Below are 25,489 nucleotides of genomic sequence, written 5' to 3'. Positions count from 1 at the left end.
CCCATACACTGCAGCTAACACCTTCAGAATAGTCAGCCTCGAACGTGTTCGACACAGGACTGACGAGCCTTGACCGAATGGTTACCTGCGAATTTTCGGGGCATGGCTGACATGCGCGGCTTGGCCCGGTAGAGTGCCTGCCGCTGGCTAAAACCAAAATTGGGGGCGTAATGCGGGTTTATAACGGTCGGGTTTCCATGGGGAACGTCCGACGGCGGCTTGCGGCTTGCGCAGCTTTCCTCAGTCTTGCGGTGGTTGGCGGAGCCGTGCTCGCCGCTCCTGCGTCGGCGGTGGATACCCGGGTCGCGGCAGCGGTTCCGGCTGCGGCGAATCCGCTCCCTGGCGTGGTCCCCTTGGGCGATCCGGCCGGCCTGTCTGTGCTGGTCAACAAGTCGCGACCGCTCAACCCGGCAAGTTACGCACCCGGCGACCTCGTCAATGCCCGCGGCTCGGGGCAGTATTTGCGCGCGGAAGCAGCGGCATGGCTGAATGGTTTGTTCCAGGGTGCTGCGGACGCCGGAACGGGCGGGCTTGCGGTGGTCAGCGGTTACCGCTCATACGCCCAGCAGCAGCAGTTGTATGCGTACTACGTCAGCATTTATGGTCAGGCGCAAGCCGATTTGATCTCCGCCCGTCCCGGGTACAGCGAGCATCAGACAGGCCTGGCCGTGGATGTCGGGAATGCCAACGGCTCGTGCGGATTGAGCACGTGCTTCGGGGACACCGCGGCTGGTATTTGGGTGGCTGCCAACGCTTATAAGTACGGCTTCATTGTCCGCTACCCCAACGGTTACACGGGCACCACGGGGTATAGCTATGAGCCGTGGCACCTGCGCTATGTGGGCGTGGATTTGGCCACCGATATGAAACGTCGCGGCATTCCCACCATGGAGCATTATTTCGCCGGCAATCCGTCGGCCTATGCAAGCATCACGTCCGGAGCGGACCTCGTGGCCGCAGACCCGAACGGCCGGCTTCTGCGTTATCCGGCTCAGGCGTGGGGAGGCTACGGAGCCCCCGTGCAGATTGGTTCCAATTGGACTGGCCTGAAGCAGGCATTCGTTGTGGACTGGGACTCCGATGGCGTCTACGACATCCTTGCTCAGTGGAACAACGGCACCCTTGGCCTGTTCAAAGGTTGGCCGGGCGGGGCTTTCTCAACCCAGATTGTGGTGGGAACGGGCGACTGGGACAAGATGACCATCACGGTAGGTAAATGGTCGAATGCCCAGGGTTACCCGGGCATCGTGGGTTACTTCCCGGATGGCGGGCTCCGGTATTACCCCAACACGTCAGGGAGGGCGCTGACTTACCGCGTCGACATCGGCAGCGGGTGGGCGGGCATGGGATTGACCATGGCCGACTGGGACGCTGATGGCGCCAACGACATCCTTGCCACCAACACGTCCGGGCAACTCCTCAGTTACCGCGGCAACGGCGCGGGCGGCTTTGCGGGCCTTCCTGTCACGGTGGGCTCAGGTTGGGGAACCATGAAGGCGTTGGTCCCCACTTTCGGATTGTCCGGGCCCGGTACGCGCAGCATCACGGCCCAAACCGTGGACGGCTACCTGGTCAGCTACGGCTTGGGACTGGGCGCTTGGACGACGCAACGCCAGGTGGGCAACGGTTGGAGCGGCATGAAGCTGTTCAAGTAAATGCCACAGGGAGTGGCGCACGGGAACCGCGGCGCGGTCAAGAGCAGCGCTGGAACTGCGCTAAGCTAGGACTCGCTCAGGGGATTTTCCCGGGGCAGTGCGGGCGTAGCTCAATGGTAGAGCGCTAGCTTCCCAAGCTCGATACGCGGGTTCGATTCCCGTCGCCCGCTCCAAGGAAACCCCTGATCCAGCGATCCGGGGTTTCTTCTGTCCCAGGCCTGATCTCCGGCCGCCTGCCCGAGGCTGACCGCCCCGCGGGCCGCCTGCCCGAGGCTCACCTCTCCCTTGCGCGCAGATCCCCAGTGACCCCGGCCACAGCGTGTTCCGCGGAGGTGTATCGTCAGGAGTCAGGAGTCATGTCGACTCCGCTCTAAGGGAGCCATCATGGGCGACAAATCACCGCGCCAAACTGCATCGAAAAAGTCCAGTAAGTCCATCAAGGAAAAGCGGGCGGACAAGCGGGCTTCCGAGTCCTCCGCCACCGAGGCCGCGAAGCCTTCCACCGGCAACAAGAAGTGACCGCGCCAACTGGCCAGCTGAGCATAGGCGTCCTCGCTTCCTCGCTGAAGCCCAATGAGCGCCGCCTGCCCATCCATCCCCAGCATTTGGAGCGCATTGCTCCGGAAGTGCGTCAACAGCTCCGGTTCGAATACGGCTACGGCGAACGGTTCGGCGTCCCGGACAGCAAACTTGAATCTTTGGTGGGCGGGCTCGGGACGCGCGAGGAGTTGATCGCCAACAGCGACGTCATCCTGCTCCCGAAGCCGCAGGCCCAGGATTTGGCCGAACTCCGCGACGGCCAAACGTTGTGGGGATGGCCTCACTGCGTGCAGGACCGGGCTATCACCCAGTTGGCGATAGATAAGAAGCTCACGCTCATTGCCTTCGAGGCAATGAACCATTGGGCAGGGGACGGCGGTTTTGGCCTTCACGTCTTTCACAAGAACAACGAACTCGCCGGGTACTGCTCCGTGCTGCATGCCTTGGCCCTGACGGGTTCCACGGGCGACTACGGCCGGCGCTTGAGTGCGGTGGTCATCGGTTTCGGGGCCACTGCCCGCGGTGCCGTCACCGCGTTGAACGCCCATGGCGTCCACGATGTGCAGGTCCTGACCAACCGGGGTGTCGCTGCCGTGGGATCGCCGATCCATTCAGTTCGAATCGTACAGTTCGACCATGACAGTAAGGCCCCGTTCCTCAGCGAAGTCATCACGAACAACGGTCGCAAGCCGTTGGCGCCCTTCCTTGCGGCGGCCGACATCGTGGTCAATTGCACCCTGCAGGACCCGAACGCGCCGCTGACATACTTGCGAACCGAGGACCTGGCGGAATTCCAGCCGGACAGCTTGATCGTGGATGTGTCCTGCGACGAAGGCATGGGCTTCAGCTGGGCGCGGACCACCACGTTCGACGAGCCGATGTTCCGCGTGGGCGGGCACGTCAACTACTACGCCGTGGACCACAGTCCGTCCTACCTGTGGAACTCGGCCAGCTGGGAAATCAGCGAGGCTTTGTTGCCCTTCTTGGACACTGTGGTGGCGGGACCGGACGCGTGGGATGCCAACGAGACCATCAGCCGCGCCATCGAAATCCGCGACGGCGTCATCCGCAACTTGGACGTCCTGGAGTTCCAGGGTCGCTCGGCGGAGTACCCGCACCTCGCAACGTCGTAGCACCAAACAGAAGGCAGCGCCGGCGGTTCACCGCCGGCGCTGCTTTCCCTGTTAAGCCGTCTGGGGCTCCTGCACAATCCGCAGCACCCGGCGCCGGTCGCGCAGGTCTACCTTCAGGTGCAAGGACGACTTCCTGGCCAGTACGACGGCGACTACCGCGGCCGCGATGGCCGGCACGCCGCCCGCTATCAAAATAGCCAGGTGCGGACCGAGGTGTTCGGCGAGCCAACCCATCATGGGGCCGCCGATGGCCTGGCCACCGATCAGCACCACGAGGTACAGGCTCATGACGCGGCCGCGGATGCTCATGTTGGAGCTGGTCTGCACCATCTGGTTGGCGGCGGTCAGGAACATCAGGCACCAGAATCCGGCGAGCACCATGATGACGCTGAACCACACCATGGACGGCATGATCGAGGACAGGCAGAGCATCAGGCCGTACAACCCGGCGGACGTGACCACCGAACGTAACCGCAACTGCCGACGTCGGGTGGACGCCACCGCGCCGGTCAGTGCACCGAGCGCAACCATCGCGTTCAGCAGGCCGTAGCCTCCGGCGCCGGCGTCGTACACGTGGTCCGCAAAAGCCGCCAACAGCACCGGAAGGCTCATCGCGAAAACTGCGACGAAGCCCGCCATAAGCCAAGGCCAGTAGATGGTGGGCTTGCTGAGCGCATAGTTCAGGCCTTCGCGCAGCATGCCCTTCTTGCGCGGTGTGGGCTGGCTGAGGTGCAGTTGGTCCTTGCGCAAGATGAGCAGCATGGTCACGGTGGAGCAGCACGCAACCGCGTTGGCGGCGAAGGCCCAGCCCGCACCCACGGCGGTGAGCAGCACACCGGCCAGGGCCGGCCCGATCAGGCCGCCGAGCTGGAAGGTCGTTGAGTTCACGCTGATGGCGTTGCGCAGGTATTTTGGCCCGACGAGTTCATTGACGAAGACCTGCCGTGCCGGTTGGTCGAGGACCGTCACGAAGCCCAACGCCAGGGCAATGGCATACACGTGCCAGACCTCAACCCGCTGGCTCAGTGACAGCACGGCCAACAAGGCAGCCAGCACCGCAGCTGCCGACTGGCAGATAATGAGGATCTTCCGTTTGGGGAAACGGTCGGCAATCATGCCGCCCCACGGTCCCAGGAAAAGCGACGGCATGAACTGCAGCGCCACGGTAATTCCGACAGCGGTGACGGAACCGGAAAGTTCCAGCACCATCCAGTCCTGGGCGATGCGCTGCATCCAGATGGCGATCACGGCGATGAAGTGGCCGATCGCGAAAATCCTGAAGTTGGGGACCTTCAGGGAGATGAAGGTATGCCGCCAGGGCAGCTTTTCACTCACGACGGCGAGTGGCTGGGTGACGGTGTCCGGTTGGTTTGTGTCCGGCAAGGGACGGGCGGACAGAGAATCGATGACGGGCTGGCTGACGTGTGCCGCTGAAGGCGGTGGGGGTGCCAAAAGTAGTCCTCGGATGGAGAGTTTCGGTGGGATGCGTTTAACGCTATGGTTGCCAGCAGCAATTATGGAAGCGTATTGCGCCTATAACTAGCATTGCGGAATGCAATGAGCGGTGTTCGGTGGCGCAGTGCTCCGGCCCGGCGTTGACCTGCGCTTTAGGAGTTCCGTGTTCGAACCTGTCCAGCTCCGTTCCTTCTTGGCCGTCGCAGAGACGCTGAGTTTCACCAAAGCCGCAGAGCGTCTGGGACTTGCGCAACCGACGGTCAGCCAGCACGTCCGTAAGCTCGAGGCTGCCGCGAAACGGGTGCTTGTGGCCCGCGATACCCGCGAAGTCAGGCTGACGGACAACGGTGACGCCATGGCCGGCTTTGCCCGAAGTATCCTTGCCGCCCACGACTCCGCCGCACGATACTTTTCGGGTTCTGCCATGCGCGGCCGACTCCGATTTGGAACCGCCGACGACCTTGCCATCACGGGCCTCCCCCGCATCCTCCGCGAGTTCCGGCAGCTGTACCCGCAAATCAACCTCGAGCTCACCGTCAGCCAGAGCGACCAGCTCTACAAGCGACTCAACGCCGGGCAGCTTGACCTTGTATTCGTAAAGTGGGTGGCCGGCGCCAAGGAAGGCACAGTAGTCCGGCATGACAACTTCGCCTGGGTTGGCGTCGAGCAGACCGTGCTGGAACCTGGAGCTCCGGTTCCCCTTATCGCCTATCCGGCTCCCAGCCTGAGCCGGAAGCTGGCTATAGATGCGCTGGAAGCCGAGGGCCGCACCTGGCGGATCACGTGCAGTACCAAGCAGATCAGCGGTGTCCTGGCTGCGGTCCGGGCAGGCATCGGCGTCGCCGTGATGCCGGCATCACTGGTTCCGGAGGACCTGAAAGTCATCACCCAGCGGTTTGGACTGCCGCCGGTGGGGGATGTCGACTTCACCCTGATCCGCAACCCGCTGGCCAACGCCGAAGTGATCGATGCCCTGACCCAGGCCATCATGGGCCGGACGCTGAGTAAGTCGAATTAATGGCCACGTGTGCCGGTCCCGTTGACGCGGCCGTAGTACGCTCACCCAATGATTGACGCCAAGCTCACGAGGCCGTCCGCAAACTTCCATGCTTCCTGGGTGGACAGCTGGAACGAGTGGGGGACCCTTAATCAGGATGGCTCGGCGGCTTTTGTGGCCGCGAGGTACGGCCTGGATCTCCGCGACAGCAGCGACTTCGCGGAATGGGTTGGCCTGCTGCACGAGTTGCCCAAGGAGAGCTTCCAACCTCCCGAAGGCTTGGCCAACCAGACCACCATCTGGGTTGTCGAGGGCAACGCGTACATGGGGGCTGCCAGCCTCAGGCACTCGTTGGTCAATGACTACCTCGTTGAGGTGGGAGGCAACATCGGCTACGGCATCCGGCCCAGTGCGCGGGGCCGGGGGCTCGCCAAACTAGCACTGAAAAGCGCCCTTCTGGAGGGTCGTGACCTCGGCATGGAACGAGTGCTCGTGACCTGCAAGCAGCCGAACGTGGCGTCGGCCCGCACCATCGAGGCGTGCGGCGGCGTTCTTGAAAGCGTCCGGCCACCGGAGAGTTTTGCCCCGGAGTTGGGAGTCACCGAGGCGATCCGGCGTTACTGGTTCCAGCTGTAGCGTGTGTGTGCGCGGCACGTCCGTAAACCGGACGTACGAGGTGCCAACGGGTGCGGCGTCCGGGCGTACCCAGCGCACGGGGCGGGAACGGGTGCGGCACGTCCGCGCACCCTCTCCGCGGCAACCTTTCCCGCCGTTCGCACCAGTAACCTCCGGCGCACGGGGCGCAAACGGGTGCGGTATCCGGGCGCACCGGGCGCACCGGGCGCGAACGGGCGCGGTATCCGGGCGTACCCAGCGCACGGGGCGGGAAAGGGCGCGGCATGCCCGCGCACCCTCTCCGCGGCAACCCCTCCCGCCGTTCGCACCAGTAACCTCCGGCGCACAGGGCGCAAACGGATGCGGCGCCCGGGCGTACCGGGCGCACGGGGCGCGAACGGGCGCGGCGCAAATGTTCAGCAGGCGATACGGCCTTACTGGGTAAGCGCATTCCCGGTATCCTGTGAAGCATGATCGACCTCACCACGTTGGCTGACCTCACGCCCGGCATCTGTTCCGTCACCCTCAGAGCGCACGGGATCGACGACGTTGTGCGGGCTTCCGCCGAGGCTGGCCTGGCTGGCATCGAATGGGGCACCGATGTGCACGTCAGTGACACGGAATCAGCCGCCCACGCCAAACGCGCGACGGAGGAAGCGGGGCTCAGGGTCTTGTCGCTTGGCTCGTACTACCGATGCGGTGCTTTCGGAGATTTCGGACGGGCCTTGGATCTAGCCACCGCACTGGGCGCCCCCAGGGTCCGGGTATGGGCCGGGGAACTCGGATCCGAGGGTGCCGGCCCGGAGCACTGGGACTCGGTGGTGACAGACACCCAGCGTATTGCCGACCTCGGGGCCGAGCACGGGATCGGCATCGCCTTCGAATACCACGGCAACACCCTCACCGACTTCCCCGGCACCACCCTCGAGTTGCTGGACCGCGTCAACCACGCCAACGTCGGCACCTACTGGCAACCCGCCGTCGGGCTTTCCGACCAGCAGGCACTCGACTCGCTCCACCAAATCCTGCCGCACGTGGTGGGCGTCCACTGCTTCTCCTGGGGGCCCGAAGCCGAACGGTTCCCCCTGCGGAACCGCAAGTTGCTATGGCAGACCGTCACCGACGTCCTGCGGGGCAACGGCAAAGATATGGACATCATGTTGGAATTCGTCGAGGACGACCTCCCGGAGAACGTCCTCAATGACGCCGCGTTTCTGCACACCATCACCCTGGGCGAGGACTAGCGCGAACGCCGCGTGCCCGGCGGAACCACACCGGAACGCCCGACGTCGGTAATCACCGCGAATGCCCGGGTCGCCCGCGCGGCGGCATGGTTATGCGGGATTCCGCGACGGGGCCTCAGTACTGCGGCGAAGCTTGACCACGCCGCTGACAGGTGGCGTATCCGGGTCTCCGGCAGCGAGCCGGCCAATGTCCTCAAGCGGCAGGTGGACCGTGGACAACGCCGGCCGGAAGTCGCGCAGGGTCTCGATATCGTCAAAGCCCGCAATGGTGGCATCGCGGGGAATCCACACCCCTTCCGGCCGCAGCGCCGCTGTGACTCCGATAGCCATGACGTCGTTGACCGCGAAGATGCAGAGCCGCTCTTCGGAAGACTTGATGCGTTCCGCGAGCGCCAGGCCGGCGTCGTATCCTCCGGCGCGGTTGAAGCCGGTGCGGATAACCTCGGCCGGTGCCCTGCCGGCGTCGGCGAGTCCGCGCTGGAATCCGCGGACCCTGTCGTCGGAGGTGTACAGGCCTTCAGGGCCTGCGATGATCAGGAACGGGCCCTCGTGGGAGGCAGCCAGTTCTGCGGCAAGGCCAGCCGCGAGTTCCTCGTTGGGGACCTTCACTACGTGGTAGCCCTCCGAGGCGGAAGCGCCGACGACAGGGTGCCCCACCACGCCCACATGTCCGCCGTTACGGCAGTACCGATCCAACTCAGCGGCGAGCTCGGCGTTGCCCTGCCGGTCCTCGGCCCGCACGGAGCGTGAACCGGCAATGACGATGGAGTCCGCGCGGCGGGCAGCGAAGGCTGCTACGGCCTCGCGCTCATCCGAGGGGGTACCGGAGGTGCTTGCCAGCAGCACCATGCGGTTCTGCTGCCGCGCGGCTTCCTGCACTCCGCGGGCTATTGCCGAGAAGTATGGATCGGCAATGTCGTGGACAACCAGGCCGATCAAACCTGAACTGGACTTCGCGAGCGCCTGGGCCTGCGCATTGGGGACATAGCCAAGTTTGTCGGCGGCCTCGCGGACGCGCTCCGCGATGTCCTCCGCGGGCTTGCGGGATGAGCCGTTGAGGACCCGGGAAGCTGTGGCCAGGGAAACTCCGGCTAAACGGGCAACTTCACTGAGTGTGCTGGCGGCCACGGGGCCCTCCTTGTCTGCAGGCGTCGGGACTGGCGCTAGGGAAATTATGTCAGGGCATACGCGAATTCGGGAAAGCGCTTGCCAAGCTGTCGCGCCATGGTGCATGATTCTTTGCAATGGGAATGCGCTTTCCCACACATGCAAAAGCAAGCACCGGCAACCGCAGAGCGACCGGCACACAAGGTACTGGAGAGAAAACATGGGTTTCGAAACAAAGACGATCCGCATCGCCATGAATGGCATCACCGGCCGCATGGGATACCGCCAGCACTTGCTGCGGTCCATCCTTCCCATCCGCGACGCCGGGGGTTTTACCCTTGAGGACGGCACCAAGGTCCAGGTCGAACCGATCCTCGTAGGCCGCAACGAAGCGAAGATCCGCGAACTCGCCGAGCTCCACAAGGTTTCCGAATGGACCACCGATCTGGATGCCGTCATCGCCGATCCCACCGTGGACATCATCTTCGACGCTTCCATGACCAGCCTCCGCGCCGCCACCCTGAAGAAGGCCATGCGCGCCGGCAAGCACATCTTCACCGAGAAGCCCACGGCCGAAACCCTCGAAGAGGCCATCGAGCTCGCACAGATCGGCAAGGAAGCCGGCGTCACCGCAGGCGTTGTGCACGACAAGCTGTACCTCCCCGGCCTGGTCAAGCTTCGCCGCCTGGTGGACGAAGGGTTCTTCGGCCGCATCCTCTCCATCCGTGGCGAGTTCGGCTACTGGGTCTTCGAAGGCGACGTGCAGGCTGCACAGCGCCCCTCCTGGAACTACCGCAAGGAAGACGGCGGCGGAATGACCACGGACATGTTCTGCCACTGGAACTACGTCCTTGAAGGCATCATCGGCAAGGTCAAGAGCGTCAACGCCAAGACAGCCACGCACATCCCCGCCCGTTGGGACGAGGCCGGCAAGGAATACAAGGCCACCGCAGACGACGCCTCCTACGGCATCTTCGAGCTCGAAACCCCGGGCGGCGACGACGTCATCGGCCAGATCAACTCTTCCTGGGCGGTCCGCGTCTACCGCGACGAACTGGTTGAGTTCCAGATCGACGGCACGCACGGTTCCGCCGTCGCCGGTTTGAACAAGTGCGTTGCACAGCAGCGCGCCCACACCCCCAAGCCAGTCTGGAACCCGGACCTGCCCGTCACCGAATCCTTCCGAAGCCAGTGGCAGGAAGTTCCCGCCAACGCCGAGCTGGACAACGGCTTCAAGCTGCAGTGGGAAGAATTCCTGCGCGACGTCGTCGCCGGCCGTGAGCACCGCTTCGGCCTGCTGTCCGCAGCCCGCGGCGTGCAGCTGGCCGAACTCGGCCTGCAGTCCTCGGCTGAACGCCGCACCATCGACATCCCGGAGATCACCCTCTAATGACGTCACTGATTCTTCCCACAGACGACGGCGGCACCCGCGAGTACCGCCTCCAGGCAGCCACATCGTGGGCCAAGCCGACCGCTCCCCTGACCGCCCGCCGCGCCTACGCCGCAGCGCACGTCACTCCCGAAGTGTCCGCAGACAACACCCCCGGCGCTCCTGCACAGCTCGACTGGGACGCCACCCTGGCGTACCGGCACGAGCTGTGGTCCTACGGCTTGGGCGTTGCTGACGCCATGGATACCGCCCAACGCGGCATGGGCCTGGACTGGGCAGCAACCCAGCAGCTCATCAAGCGCACAGGTGCCGAGGCCGCTTCGGTCGTGGCCGGCAACAATGCGGCGACGGCCGGCAAGTCCGTGCGGGACCTCGTTTCCTGCGGGGCGGGCACCGACCAGATGGACATTTCGGCGCTCCCTCCCGGGGCAGCGGGAATCCAGGCCGTCATCGACGCCTACCGTGAGCAGATCGCCGTCGTCAGCGAGGCCGGACCGAAAGTCATCCTCATGGCATCCCGCGCATTGGCCCAGGTGGCTACCAGCGCGGACGACTATCTGCACGTCTACTCCACGCTCCTGCAGGAAGTTGACCAGCCCGTCATCCTGCACTGGCTCGGCACCATGTTCGACCCCGCACTGGCCGGGTATTGGGGCTCCGATGACGTCTCCGTCGCCACCGAAACGTTCCTTAGCCTGATCCGCGAGCACTCGGACAAGGTTGACGGCGTCAAGGTTTCGCTGCTGGATGCTTCCCACGAGGTCGCCCTCCGCGCCAACCTGCCGGAAGGCGTCCGCCTCTACACCGGAGACGACTTCAACTACCCGGAACTGATCGACGGCGACGAGACGCACCACTCGGACGCCCTCCTGGGCATCTTCGCCGCCATCTACCCGGCCGCTTCGGTTGCGTTGCAGAAGTACGACGCCGGTCAGGGCGCCGAGGGCCGCGCCATCCTGGACTCCACCCGCGAGCTCGGGAAGCACATCTTCAGCGCCCCCACGTTCTACTACAAAACCGGGATCGCGTTCATGTCCTGGCTCAACGGAAAGCAGCCCGGTTTCCAGATGGTGGGCGGGCTCCACTCCGGCCGGTCGGTCCTGCACCTGGCCAAGACCTTCGAACTGGCGGACAAGGCAGGATTGTTGAAGGATCCGTCACTGGCAGCCTTCCGCATGTCGGACTACCTCCGGATCAACGGAGTAGGCGCATGAGCACCGATTTCTCGCGACTGTCCTTGAACAGCGCCACCACCAAGAAGTGGACACTTGCCGAGGCCGTCGACGGCTGTGCCCGCGCCGGCATTCCCGCGATTGGCCCTTGGCGTGACCGCGTGGCCGAGTCTGGCTTGGACAAAGCAGCCAAGCTCATCAAGGACGCCGGGCTCCGGGTTTCCTCGCTGTGCCGCGGCGGTTTCCTTACAGCGGCCGATGCCGAAGGACAGGCCGCCGCTCTGGCAGACAACTTCGACGCCGTCCGCGAAGCAGTAGCGCTCGACACCCAGGAGCTGTTCCTGGTGGTGGGTGGCCTCGCCCCCGGCGAAAAGGATGTGGTTGCGGCCCGTCAACGCGTGGCCGATCGCCTGGAAGAGCTGGTTCCCTTTGCTTCCGAGAACGGCGTCCGCTTGGTTCTTGAACCCCTGCACCCGATGTACGCCGCTGACCGCGCCCTGATCTCCACTTTGGGCCAGGCACTCGATCTCGCGGCGCCTTACGACGCAAGGGCTGTTGGCGTCGCCGTCGACACCTTCCACGTCTGGTGGGATCCGGAACTCAAGGCCCAGATTGAACGTGCTGGCCGGGAGAACCGCATCGCGTCCTACCAGGTGTGCGATTTCAACCTGCCGATCGCCGCTGACGCGCTGTTGTCCCGCGGCATGATGGGCGACGGCGTCATCGACTTCGCGACCATCGGTGCCTGGGTCAGGGACGCCGGATACAGGGGCGACATTGAGGTTGAAATCTTTAACCAGGAGATCTGGGATGCCGATGGGGACAGCGTCCTGGAAACCATGAAGCAGCGCTACGCGGAGCTCGTCCTCCCGTTCGCGTAACTACGTGATCCTCCCGCGGATGCCCTAAGCTCCGCGGGAGGATCGCTTCAAAGCCAGCGGGTCCCTGCCACGGTCACGGCAGGGGCCCGCTTCCTGCCAGCTCCAGCCGGGCCTTCGGCAGACCGATAAAGGTGACCGAACCGCCGTCGGGCCCTTGCAGTTCCAGGGTGATGTTCGAGGAGTCTCCCGTGGACTGCACCGAACGGACCCGGAATACCTCGCTCCGGATCTTCACGCTATCCCCGTGCTTGATCGCTTTGAGCTTGGTTGTGACGGCGTCGGCGGCAGGGTTCCGGCTACTTGTCTTTCCGCGGTTCCTGGCCATGATTTTCACGGATTTCCTCTCCGGTCCTGACAATTTCATCTTCCTTTTCCTGCATCTTGTCGCTCTTCTTGGTGTCGCGGGGCGGCAGCTGAATGCTCTCTTCAGCTTCAATGCCACCCTGCAGCTGGCGGCCACGCTCCATCTCGGCGTCGAATTCGGCGCCGAACAGCAAGGACATGTTCAGGATCCAGAGCCACAGCAACATGATGATCACACCCGCCAGGGCACCATAGGTCTTGTTGTAGTTGCTGAAGTTGGCAACGTAGAAGCCGAAACCCAGTGAGGCCAAGGCGAAAATCACCAGGGCGATGAGGGAGCCCATGCTCATCCAACGGAACTTAGGCTGCTTGACGTTGGGAGTGAAGTAGTAGAGCACTGCGATAATTGCGACGACAATGACGATGAGCACCGGCCATTTTGCGATGTTCCAGACCGTCAGGAACGTCTCGGATAATCCAATGGCACCACCGATCGCTTCCGCGACCGGCCCGCTGAGGACCAGCATGGCCGCGGCCAGCGCAGCACCCACCACCGCAACGACGGTAACTGCCAGCATCGTGCCGCGGAGCTTGATGAAGCCGCGCCCTTCGTCCACTTCGTAGACGCGGTTCATTGCGCGGCTAAAAGCGGAAACATAGCCGGAGGCCGACCATAGGGCCACCACGATCCCGAAGAAGAGGGCGAAGCCGGCCGCATTGGACTGGGTCAGCTCCTCGATGGGCTTTCGGAGGGTGTCAACGCCCGGTCCGGGAGCAAATTGCTGGACGATGTCCAGCAATGCCGACGTGGTCTTGCCTGCATCGCCAAATATGCCGAGAAGCGAAACCAAGGCAAGGAGGGCGGGGAAGAGCGCGAGCACACCGTAGTACGTCAAGCCTGCCGCAGCGTCCGGGCACTGGTCCTTAGTGAACTCCCGGAGGGTCCTCTTGGCGATGTACATCCAAGTGGGCTTGGCGAGGTCGTTGGGACTGTCCGGCTTGCGCGAGTCTTCCGGGGAAGGTGCGGTCCGCGCCTTCGCAGTGCTTGTGTGGGCTGAATCTTGTGTAGTCATGGGGCACTCGTCCGTGGGGGTAGGTTGCGCGAACAACTGACCCATCAATACTAAGCATGCTGATGATTCTTTAGGAAGAACCCACGCCGACTTTCAACCCGGAATCTATGCCAGCTTCGCCGCCAGCAGGAACTCGAAGGGCGACTCAATCACGGAGCGGATCACCTGGCCGGCAGCTCCCAGAAGGGTTCCGGAATGCTCCAGGCTGGACAAGGTCAGGTTCCTCGGATCCAAAAGCCCCGGCGCATGGCGCTCCAGACTGGCCAACAGGGCCGGGCGCAGCCACTCTCCCAGCGTGGCAAAATGTCCGCCGAGCACTACTGCTTCGATATCCATCAACCGGGCAGAGGAGGCAAGGGCGACGCCCAGGTACCGCCCGGCGTCGTCGACTGCCTTCCTGGCCTGCGGATCCCGCTGCCGAAGAGCCGCGAGCAGCAACTCAGCGCGCTCCTCCAACGCGCCGGGCGGAATGCCCGCCGCCTCGAATATCGCCTCTTGGCCAGCGAAGGTTTCCAGGCACCCCGCCCCGCCACACGAACAGGACGGTCCATCCGGGTTCACTACGATATGCCCCAACTCTCCCGCGGAGCCACCCGGCCCCGTGTACAGCTCGGACGCGATGATGACGCCGCCGCCTACACCCACTTCTCCGGATACGTAGAGAAAGTCAGCGGGGCCGCCGCCATACCAAAGTTCGCCCAGCGCTGCACTGTTGGCCTCATTGGACAACCGCACTCCAAGCGGGGCCCCCTCCAGGAGGGCCCGTGGATTCAACGGCTCATTTTCCCAATGCAGGTTGGGGGCGGACAGGACGACGCTTCGCTGCTCGTCCACCAGCCCGGGGACAGCCAGGCCGCCACCGAGGATGGCTATGCCTTCGGCGGCCGCAGCAGCCTTCGCCTCGGCCGCCAAGGCGCCGAGACGCTCCATCACCGTCGCCGGCCCCAAGCCCCGGTTGGGCGACTCAACACTTGAATGGAAGCGCAGGTTGCCACCGAGGTCCACCACGCCTACAGCCAGGTAATCCACGTTGATTTCCATGCCGATCACGCCGCGCCGGGAACTGAGCTCCAGGCCCTGGCCAGGCCTCCCCCGCTCGCCGTCGCGGTAGAGGCCCACCTCGGCGACCAGCCCCGACTCCACGAGATCGGCGACAAGGCTGGACACCGCAGCCTTGGTAAGTCCGGTTCCGGCGGCAAGCTGCGCGCGGCTGGGCTTGGCATCGCCCGTCTTGGCAATGGAGTCCAGCACGAGCGAAAGATTACGACGGCGGACATCACCTACGCGCCCCGGCGCGGTTGCGTCAATCACGGGTATGGGACCTCCCTGCGGATTCGAAAAACTTTTTGCCGGCTTCCATTGACCATAATCCATCATCCCCCATATAGTTCAGATTGAAAACTAATTGGAGGGCATGACTTTCCGTCCCTTCCCAGTGCTTTGCAAAGGAGCAAAATGACCCTGCAGCCCACCCCCCAGGACCGTTTCACCTTTGGCCTTTGGACCGTTGGCTGGACTGGCGCGGACCCATTCGGCGTCGCAACCCGCCCGGCCCTGGACCCGGTAGAAGCCGTGCACAAGCTCAGCGAGCTCGGCGCCTACGGCATCACTTTCCACGACAATGACCTGATCCCCTTCGATGCCACGGCCTCCGAACGCGAACTGATCCTGAAGAACTTCAAGGCCGCACTGGCCGAGACCGGCTTGAAGACACCCATGGTGACGACCAACCTCTTCAGCCACCCCGTCTTCAAGGACGGCGGCTTCACGTCGAACGACCGCTCCATCCGTCGCTTCGCCCTGAGCAAGATCCTCCGCAACATCGACCTCGCCGCCGAGCTTGGCGCCGAGACGTTCGTGATGTGGGGCGGCCGCGAAGGCAGCGAATATGACGGTTCGAAGGACCTTTCCGCCGCACTGGACCGCATGAAGGAAGGCGTTGACACAGCGGCCGGCTATATCAAGGAGAAGGGTTACGGCCTCCGGATCGCCCTGGAGCCCAAGCCGAACGAACCCCGTGGCGACATCTTCCTTCCCACTGTCGGCCACGGTCTGGCGTTCATCGCGCAGCTGGAACACGGTGACATCGTGGGCCTCAACCCCGAGACGGGCCACGAGCAGATGGCGGGCCTGAACTTCACCCACGGCATCGCACAGGCCCTGTGGGCCGGAAAGCTTTTCCACATCGACCTCAACGGCCAGCGTGGAATCAAGTACGACCAAGACCTTGTTTTCGGCCACGGCGACCTCACCAGCGCCTTCTTTACCGTGGACCTCCTGGAGAACGGCTTCCCGAACGGCGGACCGAAGTATGACGGCCCACGCCACTTCGACTACAAGCCGTCCCGCACTGACGGTTACGACGGCGTTTGGGAATCCGCAAAGTCCAACATGTCCATGTACCTCCTGCTCAAGGAGCGTGCGCTTGCGTTCCGCGCGGATCCCGAGGTCCAGGAAGCACTGGCCACCTCAGGCGTGTTCGAGCTGGGCGAGCCGACTCTTGGCGCCGGCGAGACCACCGCGGACCTGCTGGCTGATGCCAGCGCTTTCGAAACGTTCGACGCCGACCAGGCCGCGGAGCGCTCGTTCGCCTTCGTCCGCCTCAACCAGTTGGCCATCGAGCACCTCCTCGGCGCCCGCTAAGCCACTCCCGTCCACCACCATCCATGCCGGACGTGCCCCTGTTTTGAGGGCGCGTCCGGTATGTCCCCCAAAGGATTTACCCATGCCACTCGTAGCCGGGATAGACAGCTCCACCCAGTCCTGCAAGGTGATCATCCGGGACTCAGCCACAGGCGCCTTGGTGCGACAAGGCCGGGCTTCCCATCCGGAGGGAAGCGAGGTTCACCCTGAGCACTGGTGGACTGCGCTGCAGGAAGCGATCACGGACGCGGGCGGTTTCGATGATGTGGACGCCGTCTCCATCGGTGGGCAGCAGCATGGCATGGTGTGCCTGGACGAATCCGGAGAGGTTGTTCGCCCGGCCCTGCTGTGGAACGACACACGTTCAGCACCGGATGCCGAGGATCTCATCCGCGAGGCCGGTGATGGCGATTCAGTGGCCGGTGCCGCCCAGTGGGCAAGCAGCACGGGAACCGTGCCGGTCGCTTCATTGACGGCCACCAAGCTGCGCTGGTTGGCCCGCAATGAGCCAGAAAACGCCGCCCGTACGGCCGCGGTGTGCCTTCCCCATGATTGGCTGTCTTGGCGCTTGGCAGGTAACGGTCCCGGAACAGGGCCTGCGTCGCTGGAGCTCCTCCGCACCGACAGGTCCGATGCCTCCGGCACCGGCTACTTTTCGGCCACCACCGGCGAGTATCTTCCCGAAGTACTTCGAAGCACGCTGGGGCACGTGCCGGTGCTGCCTACCGTCGTGGGGCCTTTGGAAGTGGCAGGCAAGACTCGGGACGGTGTTTTGATCGGGCCGGGTGCCGGCGATAACGCTGCCGCGGGCCTGGGTGTCAATGCCGGAGTCGGCGATGTGGTCATATCCATTGGGACATCAGGGACAGTATTCGCCGTCTCGGATGTTTCCTCACGCGACGCCAGCGGGCTGGTGGCTGGTTTCGCTGATGCCACCGGGAATTACCTTCCGCTGGCGTGCACGCTCAACGCCACACGGATTTTTGACTCCACCGCCGCTTTGCTGGGAGTAACGCTCCAGGAACTGGGGGAGCTGGCGTTGACCGCGCCGGAGGGATCCGGTGGACTGACCATGGTGCCGTATTTCGAGGGCGAGCGGACACCCAACCTGCCGAACGCCACCGGCTCGCTCCACGGACTTACCCTCTCCAACTACACCCCTGCCAACCTGGCCCGGGCCGCAGTCGAGGGCGTGGTGTGCTCACTCGCCGATGGCCTGGCCGCCCTCCAGGCCCAGGGTGTCGAAGCCCAGCGCATCATCCTGGTGGGCGGGGGCGCACAATCAGAAGCCGTCCAGCAAGTGGCCGCCGCTGCATTCGATGTTCCGGTGTTCGTGCCAAAGCCGGGTGAGTACGTTGCGGACGGTGCGGCGCGACAGGCAGCGGGTGTCCTGGCGGGCACGTTGCCTGACTGGCCGGTGGAAGGCGTGAACGTGAGCGCACGGAACGGCGACGCGCCCGCTGCCATTCTTAAGAGGTACCGGCATTACGCCGCAAGGGCGGCCATCGGCTGATCATCGTGGCCAGTGCTCTATCGTGACAGGGTGAGCTCTGAACGAACTGCACCAACCCGCCCGCCGGTCATGGAAGACGTCGCCCGCGTTGCCGGGGTGTCCCATCAGACCGTTTCACGGGTGCTCAACAACCACCCCAACGTGAGTTCCAAGACCCGCGAGCGCGTCGAACAGGCCATCACCGATCTGGGTTACCGCCGCAACGTAGCCGCCCGCAGCCTGGTGACGCGGCGCTCCCAAACCATTGGAGTGCTCGGCAGTGAGCTGGCGCAGTACGGACCATCCCACACACTGCTGGGCGTTCAGCAGGCTGCGAGGGATGCCGGCTATTTCGTCAGCGTTGCAGGCCTGCGCGAGGTCACCCCGGAAACCATCAAGGACGCCATCGCGCACTTCATGGACCAGGGCGTGGACGGCATTGTGGTGACGGTGCCACACCCTGGAACTTTCGACGTCCTGCGGGACATTACAGCCCAGGTTCCGCTGGTAGCCGTCGGGTCGGTGGGCGACGAGAACCTCAGCGGCGCCACAGTCGACCAACGGCAGGGCGCCCGGTTGGCCGTCCAACACCTTCTGGACCTTGGCCACACGCAGATCGGCCACTTGTCCGGGCCCGCCGATTGGATCGACGCGGCGGCACGCATCGACGGCTGGCGGGACACTTTGGCTGAAGCGGGGCTTGAGCCAGCCACACTGATCGAGGGCGATTGGAGTGCTGAATGCGGTTATCGCGAAGGCCTGAAGATCGCGGCGGAGCGCTCAATGACGGCTCTTTTTGTTGCCAACGACCAGATGGCCCTGGGGGTCCTGCGGGCCTTCAATGAGACCGGCGTCCAGGTTCCCGCCGACATCAGTGTGGTGGGCTTCGATGACCAGCCGGAATCCGCGTACTTCATTCCGCCACTGACCACCGTTGCGCAGGACTTCGAAGAGTTGGGCCAGCGCTGCATCGATCTGCTGCTCGAGCACTTGGACAAGGGCGCATCGCAGGCGCCGGCGACGGTCACGCCTCGCCTGGTTGTCCGCTCCACCACCGCCCAGGCCCGAACCGCCTAGCCCGGACCCTGCCGAGGGGCAGGCTTAGGGGTTGGCCACGGCCCCCACCAAAACATTGGCGTGAACCTTGCGCCAGCCCTCTGATTCGAGGGCCTTGGTGTCGAACCCGGTTGTTACCAGCTTTACGGTGGGCTGTCCCATGTGGCTGGTGGTTACGATTTCCCGTTCACCGGTAATCCCATCGGAACAAGCCAGCATCCATTGGTCCGGCTTGTCGACGGGGTAGGCAGCGATGCAGGCCGTCGTGCGCTCGGGGCTTTCTGCTGCGAAGTACTTAACCCGGTTGTCCTCGGCCAAAAGCCGGAAGTCTGAAGGCAAGTCAGGCTTTTCGCTCCGAATACCGGCGGGTAGTGCATCTTTTGCCTCGGCGGGCCGTTGTACGGCCGCAATCCCGGAGTAGCCGGAGCACCCGGCAAGCAACCCGGCGAGCAGCAGGAGCGCCACAGCGGCGGCAGCGGACTTCATCTCGCGGTACCTCAATGTTCCCCCAAACAGTTTGTCTTGCCAGCCTACCCGTGGGCGGACTTGGACACAGCGGCGAACCGCTCTTGACATCAAAGTTGTGAGCGCTAACAATTGCATCAGACCTTCTTCACTTTTCCACCCCGAACCCCGGCAATGAGGCCCTGGCCAGCCGGATGGAGACCTCATGAATACCTCAGAAAATTCCCCGCTCGATGAGCAATTCGTCATCGGCGTGGACTACGGCACCCTGTCCGGCCGCGCCGTCGTCATTCGTGTCTCGGACGGCGCCGAGCTCGGCAGCGGCGTGTTCGAATACCCGCATGCCGTGGTCACGGAAAAGCTTCCCGTCAGCGGCCAGCGCTTGCCCGCCGACTGGGCGCTCCAGGTCCCCAACGACTACCGCGACGTCCTGCGCAATGCTGTACCGGCCGCCGTCGCCGATGCCGGCATCGACCCGAAGAACGTGGTGGGCATCGCCACTGACTTCACCGCCTGCACCATGGTTCCGACGACGGCGGACGGCACGCCGCTGAACGAACTGGAACGCTTCGCTGACCGACCCCACGCATTCGTGAAGCTGTGGCGCCACCACGCCGCCCAGCCCCAAGCGGACCGCATCAACCAGCTTGCTGAAAAGCGCGGCGAATCCTGGCTCCCCCGCTACGGCGGCCTGATCTCCTCCGAGTGGGAATTCGCCAAGGGTTTGCAGCTCCTGGAAGAGGACCCCGAAGTCTACGGCGCCATGGACCACTGGGTTGAGGCCGCCGACTGGATCGTCTGGCAGCTGTGCGGAAGCTACGTCCGGAACGCCTGCACCGCTGGATACAAGGGCATCTACCAGGATGGAAAGTACCCGTCGGAAGATTTCCTGGCAGCGCTTAATCCTGACTTCAAGGACTTCGTCAGCAGCAAACTCGAGCACACCATCGGCCGTTTGGGCGAGGCCGCCGGACAGCTCACGGAAGAAGCCGCCGCATGGACGGGGCTTCCGGCAGGGATTGCCGTAGCCGTGGGAAACGTTGACGCGCACGTGAGCGCACCGGCAGCCAATGCCGTGGAGCCTGGGCAGCTTGTTGCCATCATGGGTACTTCCACGTGCCATGTCATGAACGGCGACGTCCTGCGCGAGGTCCCGGGCATGTGTGGCGTCGTTGACGGCGGAATCGTTGACGGCCTGTGGGGTTACGAGGCAGGCCAGTCCGGAGTGGGCGACATCTTCGGTTGGTTCACCAAGAACGGTGTTCCTCCCGAATACCACCAGGCCGCCGCGGCCGAAGGCAAAAACATCCACGAGTACCTGACCGGACTCGCGGAGAAGCAGGCCATTGGCGAGCATGGCCTCATCGCCTTGGACTGGCACTCGGGCAACCGTTCGGTGCTGGTTGACCACGAACTTTCAGGCATTGTGGTGGGCCAAACCCTGGCCACCAAGCCTGAGGACACTTACCGGGCCCTGCTGGAGGCCACGGCGTTCGGCACCCGCACCATCGTGGATGCCTTCCGCGATTCCGGCGTCCCGGTCAAGGAGTTCATCGTTGCCGGCGGCCTGCTGAAGAACACCTTCCTCATGCAGGTCTACGCGGATATCACCGGCTTGCAACTCTCCACGATCGGCTCTGAGCAAGGACCCGCGCTCGGCTCGGCGATCCACGCTGCAGTCGCTGCCGGGAAGTACAAGGACATCCGCGAGGCCGCCGCATCCATGGCCGCAGCTCCGGGCGCGGTGTACACGCCCATTCCTGAAAACGTTGCCGCGTACGACGTCCTCTTCCAGGAATACAGGACACTGCACGACTACTTCGGCCGCGGAACCAACAATGTCATGCACCGACTCAAGGCGATCCAGCGCGAGGCGCAGGGCGCCGCGACGGTGACCGAACCGGCGTCGAACCCTTCCACTGACGAAGCTGAGCGGGTGTCCGCATGAGCGCGCTCCTGGACACCATCGCGAGGGTCCGCAAGGAAGTCTGCGAACTCCATGCAGAACTCACCAGGTATGAACTGGTGGTGTGGACCGCCGGGAACGTCTCGGGCCGCATCCCGGGCCACGACCTGATGGTCATCAAGCCCTCCGGGGTTTCCTATGATGACCTCACGCCGGAGCTCATGGTGGTCACCGACCTGTACGGCACACCGATCCGGGGCATGAACACCGGCAGCGCGGGCACCGTTGACTGGGGAAATCCGGATCTTTCGCCGTCCTCGGACACAGCCGCGCACGCCTACGTCTACCGGCACATGCCCGAGGTTGGGGGCGTGGTGCACACGCATTCCACCTACGCCACGGCGTGGGCTGCCCGCGGTGAGGAAATCCCTTGCGTCCTGACCATGATGGGCGACGAATTCGGTGGCCCCATCCCGGTAGGGCCGTTCGCACTGATCGGAGACGATTCGATCGGCCAAGGCATTGTCGAGACGCTCAAAAACTCCAATTCACCAGCGGTGCTGATGCAGAACCACGGGCCGTTCACCATCGGCAAGGACGCCCGGTCCGCGGTCAAGGCCGCTGTCATGTGCGAGGAAGTGGCCCGGACCGTACACATATCCCGGCAGCTGGGAGAACCCCTTCCCATTGACCGGGCCAAGATCGAATCGCTGTACGACCGCTACCAAAACGTTTACGGCCGCTAAGCCCTCAGCAGCCAGCCCGGACAAGAACACAACCCCAGGAGCACCCCCATGGCAAAGGCCAACAACACGTCACTTGAGCAGTACGAGGTCTGGTTCCTCACCGGCAGCCAGCACCTCTACGGCGAGGACGTCCTCAAGCAGGTCGCAGCGCAGTCGCAGGAGATTGCCAACGCCCTCAACGCCAGCAACGACGTCCCGGTCAAACTCGTCTGGAAGCCGGTCCTCACCGACTCGGACGCCATCCGCCGCACCGCACTGGAAGCGAACTCCAACGATTCCGTGATCGGCGTGACCGCATGGATGCACACGTTCAGCCCCGCCAAGATGTGGATCCAGGGCCTGGACGCACTGCGCAAGCCCTTGCTGCACCTGCACACCCAGGCCAACCGGGACCTGCCGTGGGCTGACATCGACTTCGACTTCATGAACCTCAACCAGGCAGCTCACGGCGACCGCGAGTTCGGGTACATCCAGTCCCGCCTGGGCGTGCCGCGGAAGACCGTCGTCGGGCATGTCAGCAACCCCGAGGTAGCCCGCCAGGTGGGTGCCTGGCAGCGCGCCTCCGCCGGGTGGGCCGCCGTCCGCACGCTGAAGCTCACCCGCTTCGGTGACAACATGCGCAACGTCGCAGTCACCGAAGGCGATAAGACCGAGGCCGAGCTGCGCTTCGGCGTCTCGGTGAACACCTGGTCCGTGAATGAGCTCGCCGAGGCTGTCCACGGCGCCGCGGAATCCGACGTCGACGCTTTGGTCGCGGAGTACGAACGCCTTTACGAGGTGGTTGACGAACTCAAGGCAGGGGGCGACCGCCACGAGTCGCTGCGCTACAGTGCACGCATCGAGCTGGGACTGCGCAGCTTCCTGGAAGCCAACGGCTCTGCGGCCTTCACCACGTCCTTCGAGGACCTGGGCGAACTGCGCCAGCTCCCCGGCATGGCCGTCCAGCGTCTTATGGCCGATGGCTACGGGTTCGGTGCCGAGGGTGACTGGAAGACCGCCATCCTGGTCCGCGCGGCCAAGGTCATGGGTGGGGATCTGCCCGGCGGCGCATCGCTGATGGAGGACTACACGTATCACTTGGAGCCCGGCAGCGAGAAGATCCTGGGCGCGCACATGTTGGAGGTTTGCCCGTCGCTGACCGCCAAGAAGCCGCGCGTTGAGATCCACCCGCTGGGTATTGGCGGCAAGGAAGATCCCGTCCGCATGGTCTTCGACACCGACGCCGGCCCCGGCGTGGTGGTGGCCCTGTCCGACATGCGCGATCGCTTCCGCTTGGTGGCGAACGTGGTGGACGTCGTCGACCTTGACCAGCCGCTGCCCAACCTCCCGGTGGCCCGCGCGCTGTGGGAACCCAAGCCCAACTTCGCTACCTCGGCCGCCGCGTGGCTCACCGCCGGCGCGGCGCACCACACGGTATTGTCCACGCAGGTGGGCCTGGAGGTATTCGAGGACTTCGCCGAAATCGCCAAGACCGAACTCCTGACCATCGACCAGGACACCACCATCAAACAGTTCAAGAAGGAACTCGCCTGGAACGCCGCCTATTACAAGTTGGCCGGCGGCCTGTGAGCACTGAATTCACGCTAAGCGCGGGCGGTTACACGGCTGTTGTGACCGCCCGCGCGGCTGCGCTCCGCGTCCTGCAGTTCCACGGCCGGGACCTGGTGGTCCAGTTTCCCCAGGGTGGACCCATCCCGGACTATCGCGGCATCATCGCTGCACCGTGGCCCAACAGGATCGCGGATGGCAGGTACAGCTTTGACGGCGTCACGCACCAGTTGCCGGTCAACGAACCGGAGCGCGGCACGGCTTTGCACGGCCTCGCCTTCCCGCTCGACTGGACAATTAAGGAGTCCGACGCCGGTTCGGTCACCTTGACGTGCACGGTAGGTCCGACCGCGGGTTACCCGTTCGCCCTGGAACTTTCGGCCCGGTACGTGCTGGACGATTCCGGGCTGCACGCTTCCGTAACGGCTGTGAATGCCGCGGACGTGGCAGCACCCTACGGAGTCTGCCCGCACCCATACCTTGTGGCCGGTTCGTCGCCGCTGGATGAGTGGGTCCTGGATTTCGCCGCGGACTCGCTCCTGGAGGTCACGCCGGACAGGCTGCTGCCGCTTTCATTGGCACCCGTGGCAGGTCATGAGTTCGATTTCCGCGCTCCGCGCGCCATCGGCAGCACCGAGATCGATCACGCCTTTACGGGCATAACGTTCGACGGCGGGCTGGCGCGGTTGTCCGTGCGGGACCCGGCGGGCACCGGCGTCGGAATGTCATGGGACGAAAGCTGCCCATGGCTGCAGATCCACACAGCCGACAAGCCCGCACCCATCCCCAACCGGATCGGCCTGGCAGTGGAACCCATGACGTGCCCGCCCGACGCTTTCAACAGCGGGACAGACCTGATCCGGCTTGAGCCCGGGGCTGAACACACAGCAGCGTGGAGCATCTACGCGCTGTAGGCATCCAACCAGGCCGGGCGCTAGCTTCCTAAGCCCGCGGTGCTTTGGCGGACCACCAGCTCGGGCGTGAACACCACGGCCCGATGCTTGGTTCCGCCGCTCTCCTGTTCTTCCGCGAGCAGCTCGATCGCCGTGCGGCCGAGCGCTTCCGTGGGCTGGCGGATCGAGGACAGCGGCACTACAGCGGAGATGGCGAAATCGATGTCGTCATAGCCGATCAAAGCAATGTCCTCCGGAATCCGGACTGTCCGCAGCATGGTCAGGGACTGCATGACGCCCAGGGCCAGGAGATCGTTCGAGCAGAAGACAGCTTCCGGGCGCTTTTCCGGAGAACGTTCCACCAGGCTGTTGCCCACTTTGCGGCCTGTCAGGACGGTCTGCCCCTCGGAGTCGAGCACCTCGATGCTGGCTCCGGAAACTTCGGCGACGGCGCGCTGCGCGCCCTTGAGTCGGCTGGCCACCTGGCGGATGGTCGGCGTTCCGACAAAGGCCAAACGACGGCGGCCAATGTCCAGCAGATGCTTGGCGGCCAAATATCCGCCTTCCTGGTCATCAACGGATACTGAGCTGCACCGCCCGGTGTCGGCCAGTTCATCCACCAGGACGGTAGGCACTCCGCGTTCGCGAAGCGTATCGATCCGCTGGCCCACATCGCCGACGGGCGAGATCAGCAGGCCCTGGACCCGTTGTTCCTGGAACAAGTCCATGTAGTGCGCTTCGCGGGAAGCGTCCTGGCCGCTGTCCCCCACCAGCACCACGCTTCCCAGGGCCGTAGCTGCGTCCTCAGCCGCACGGGCCACGGAGGAGAAGAAGGGGTTTCCGACATCGAGCACAATCAGGCCGATGGTCCGGCTTTGTCCTGCCCGGAGTTGGCGGGCGGCGTCGTTGCGTACGAAACCCAGCTCAGCGATGGATTTGAGGACCCGCTCCTTGGTCCGCTGGGAAACGCGGTCCGGATAATTCAGCACGTTGGAAACAGTTCCCACGGCTACCTGTGCATGGGTGGCAACGTCTTTGATGCTGGCTGTCGTGGACATGCTTTCCGATCTCCGTGGGCCGAAGTCAAAGTGCTGGAAACGCCTTGACACCCTCCCGTTTCCGAGGGTAATTTGAATCGTAACAAATGAAACGATTCAAAGACGAGTAACCCGGAG

Annotated in this window: 23 protein-coding genes and 1 tRNA gene; 17 read left to right on the top strand and 7 right to left on the bottom strand. The window is 64.2% G+C overall.

Going from position 1 to position 25,489, the window contains the following annotated elements; all coding sequences use genetic code 11:
- Positions 1-197 precede the first annotated feature (197 nt).
- From NEK97_RS08425 to NEK97_RS08410, 4 genes are all read left to right on the top strand, one after another.
- Positions 198-1,655: a D-alanyl-D-alanine carboxypeptidase family protein gene (locus tag NEK97_RS08425; RefSeq protein ID WP_257369348.1), complete on the top strand. Its 1,458-nt coding sequence runs from the start codon at positions 198-200 to the stop codon at positions 1,653-1,655.
- Between the two features lie 99 nt (positions 1,656-1,754).
- Positions 1,755-1,828, top strand: a tRNA-Gly gene (locus NEK97_RS08420).
- A gap of 211 nt (positions 1,829-2,039) precedes the next feature.
- Positions 2,040-2,174: a hypothetical protein gene (locus NEK97_RS08415; RefSeq protein ID WP_011776304.1), complete on the top strand. Its 135-nt coding sequence runs from the start codon at positions 2,040-2,042 to the stop codon at positions 2,172-2,174.
- Complete coding sequence (locus tag NEK97_RS08410; protein ID WP_235517883.1) at positions 2,171-3,328, top strand: N(5)-(carboxyethyl)ornithine synthase; 1,158 nt, start codon at positions 2,171-2,173, stop codon at positions 3,326-3,328. Before NEK97_RS08415 ends, NEK97_RS08410 begins: the two co-directional genes overlap by 4 nt.
- Before the next feature lie 51 nt (positions 3,329-3,379).
- Here the strand turns inward: NEK97_RS08410 and NEK97_RS08405 are convergent, their stop codons facing one another.
- The gene (locus NEK97_RS08405) at positions 3,380-4,780 is read right to left on the bottom strand and encodes an MFS transporter (RefSeq protein WP_235517884.1); all 1,401 of its coding nucleotides are present in this window, start codon (positions 4,778-4,780) and stop codon (positions 3,380-3,382) included.
- Positions 4,781-4,946: 166 nt separating this feature from the next.
- On the opposite strand from NEK97_RS08405, the gene NEK97_RS08400 reads away from it, so the two are divergent.
- The 3 genes from NEK97_RS08400 (at position 4,947) to NEK97_RS08390 (ending at position 7,639) form a co-directional block, all read left to right on the top strand.
- Positions 4,947-5,801: a LysR substrate-binding domain-containing protein gene (locus NEK97_RS08400; protein ID WP_024818365.1), complete on the top strand. Its 855-nt coding sequence runs from the start codon at positions 4,947-4,949 to the stop codon at positions 5,799-5,801.
- A 48-nt stretch (positions 5,802-5,849) separates the two neighbouring features.
- Positions 5,850-6,416, top strand: coding sequence for a GNAT family N-acetyltransferase (locus tag NEK97_RS08395; protein ID WP_257369344.1), 567 nt, complete (start codon positions 5,850-5,852; stop codon positions 6,414-6,416).
- A 449-nt stretch (positions 6,417-6,865) separates the two neighbouring features.
- The gene (locus NEK97_RS08390) at positions 6,866-7,639 is read left to right on the top strand and encodes a sugar phosphate isomerase/epimerase (RefSeq protein ID WP_257369343.1); all 774 of its coding nucleotides are present in this window, start codon (positions 6,866-6,868) and stop codon (positions 7,637-7,639) included.
- A 90-nt stretch (positions 7,640-7,729) separates the two neighbouring features.
- Here the strand turns inward: NEK97_RS08390 and NEK97_RS08385 are convergent, their stop codons facing one another.
- Complete coding sequence (locus NEK97_RS08385) at positions 7,730-8,767, bottom strand: LacI family DNA-binding transcriptional regulator (RefSeq protein WP_257369342.1); 1,038 nt, start codon at positions 8,765-8,767, stop codon at positions 7,730-7,732.
- Positions 8,768-8,966: 199 nt separating this feature from the next.
- Here NEK97_RS08385 and NEK97_RS08380 point away from each other — a divergent pair, with 199 nt between their 5' ends.
- Genes NEK97_RS08380 through NEK97_RS08370 form a run of 3 tightly spaced genes read left to right on the top strand, consistent with a single transcriptional unit; the run spans position 8,967 to position 12,189 of the window.
- Positions 8,967-10,136, top strand: a complete 1,170-nt coding sequence (locus NEK97_RS08380; protein WP_166842176.1) for a Gfo/Idh/MocA family protein — start codon at positions 8,967-8,969, stop codon at positions 10,134-10,136.
- On the top strand, positions 10,136-11,350 hold the full coding sequence (locus NEK97_RS08375) for a dihydrodipicolinate synthase family protein (protein WP_257369341.1): 1,215 nt from the start codon (positions 10,136-10,138) through the stop codon (positions 11,348-11,350). Before NEK97_RS08380 ends, NEK97_RS08375 begins: the two co-directional genes overlap by 1 nt.
- Positions 11,347-12,189 carry a sugar phosphate isomerase/epimerase gene (locus NEK97_RS08370; protein WP_257369339.1) on the top strand — a complete coding sequence of 281 codons (843 nt, stop codon included), beginning with the start codon at positions 11,347-11,349 and terminating at the stop codon, positions 12,187-12,189. Before NEK97_RS08375 ends, NEK97_RS08370 begins: the two co-directional genes overlap by 4 nt.
- A 73-nt stretch (positions 12,190-12,262) precedes the next feature.
- Here the strand turns inward: NEK97_RS08370 and NEK97_RS08365 are convergent, their stop codons facing one another.
- The 3 genes from NEK97_RS08365 to NEK97_RS08355 all read right to left on the bottom strand — a co-directional run bounded on the left by NEK97_RS08365 (position 12,263) and on the right by NEK97_RS08355 (position 14,939).
- Positions 12,263-12,514: a hypothetical protein gene (locus NEK97_RS08365; protein ID WP_257369718.1), complete on the bottom strand. Its 252-nt coding sequence runs from the start codon at positions 12,512-12,514 to the stop codon at positions 12,263-12,265.
- Positions 12,486-13,565: a YihY/virulence factor BrkB family protein gene (locus NEK97_RS08360; RefSeq protein WP_257369338.1), complete on the bottom strand. Its 1,080-nt coding sequence runs from the start codon at positions 13,563-13,565 to the stop codon at positions 12,486-12,488. Before NEK97_RS08360 ends, NEK97_RS08365 begins: the two co-directional genes overlap by 29 nt.
- 105 nt (positions 13,566-13,670) lie before the next feature.
- Positions 13,671-14,939 (bottom strand): ROK family transcriptional regulator, encoded by a 1,269-nt coding sequence (locus tag NEK97_RS08355; RefSeq protein ID WP_257369717.1) that lies wholly within the window; start codon positions 14,937-14,939, stop codon positions 13,671-13,673.
- 81 nt (positions 14,940-15,020) lie between these two features.
- On the opposite strand from NEK97_RS08355, the gene xylA reads away from it, so the two are divergent.
- The 3 genes from xylA to NEK97_RS08340 all read left to right on the top strand — a co-directional run bounded on the left by xylA (position 15,021) and on the right by NEK97_RS08340 (position 18,777).
- Complete coding sequence (xylA, locus tag NEK97_RS08350; protein WP_257369336.1) at positions 15,021-16,208, top strand: xylose isomerase; 1,188 nt, start codon at positions 15,021-15,023, stop codon at positions 16,206-16,208.
- Positions 16,209-16,290: 82 nt separating this feature from the next.
- Positions 16,291-17,721, top strand: a complete 1,431-nt coding sequence (gene xylB, locus NEK97_RS08345; protein WP_257369335.1) for a xylulokinase — start codon at positions 16,291-16,293, stop codon at positions 17,719-17,721.
- Positions 17,722-17,790: 69 nt separating this feature from the next.
- Positions 17,791-18,777 (top strand): LacI family DNA-binding transcriptional regulator, encoded by a 987-nt coding sequence (locus tag NEK97_RS08340; RefSeq protein WP_257369716.1) that lies wholly within the window; start codon positions 17,791-17,793, stop codon positions 18,775-18,777.
- Between the two features lie 24 nt (positions 18,778-18,801).
- On the opposite strand, the gene NEK97_RS08335 is transcribed toward NEK97_RS08340, so the two are convergent.
- Positions 18,802-19,242 (bottom strand): hypothetical protein, encoded by a 441-nt coding sequence (locus tag NEK97_RS08335; protein WP_257369333.1) that lies wholly within the window; start codon positions 19,240-19,242, stop codon positions 18,802-18,804.
- Positions 19,243-19,426: 184 nt separating this feature from the next.
- Between NEK97_RS08335 and araB the strand changes: the two genes are divergently transcribed.
- From araB to NEK97_RS08315, 4 genes are read left to right on the top strand one after another with little or no spacing between them, the layout of a single operon-like run.
- Entirely contained in the window at positions 19,427-21,169 is a 1,743-nt protein-coding gene (gene araB / locus NEK97_RS08330; protein WP_257369332.1) for a ribulokinase, read from the top strand.
- A complete protein-coding gene (locus NEK97_RS08325; protein WP_257369331.1) occupies positions 21,166-21,873 on the top strand; it encodes an L-ribulose-5-phosphate 4-epimerase in 708 nt (235 codons plus the stop codon). The genes araB and NEK97_RS08325 overlap by 4 nt, the downstream gene beginning before the upstream one ends.
- 48 nt (positions 21,874-21,921) lie before the next feature.
- Complete coding sequence (gene araA / locus NEK97_RS08320; RefSeq protein WP_257369330.1) at positions 21,922-23,442, top strand: L-arabinose isomerase; 1,521 nt, start codon at positions 21,922-21,924, stop codon at positions 23,440-23,442.
- Positions 23,439-24,335, top strand: a complete 897-nt coding sequence (locus tag NEK97_RS08315) for an aldose 1-epimerase family protein (RefSeq protein ID WP_257369329.1) — start codon at positions 23,439-23,441, stop codon at positions 24,333-24,335. Before araA ends, NEK97_RS08315 begins: the two co-directional genes overlap by 4 nt.
- 20 nt (positions 24,336-24,355) lie before the next feature.
- Here NEK97_RS08315 and NEK97_RS08310 read toward each other — a convergent pair whose 3' ends face one another.
- Positions 24,356-25,372 carry a LacI family DNA-binding transcriptional regulator gene (locus NEK97_RS08310; protein WP_257369328.1) on the bottom strand — a complete coding sequence of 339 codons (1,017 nt, stop codon included), beginning with the start codon at positions 25,370-25,372 and terminating at the stop codon, positions 24,356-24,358.
- Between the last annotated feature and the right edge of the window lie 117 nt (positions 25,373-25,489).

This window comes from Paenarthrobacter sp. UW852 (genome assembly GCF_024608385.1).
Classification (GTDB): domain Bacteria; phylum Actinomycetota; class Actinomycetes; order Actinomycetales; family Micrococcaceae; genus Arthrobacter.
Note: the sequence above shows the minus strand (reverse complement) of the source record. Positions and strands in the feature narration are given on the sequence as shown.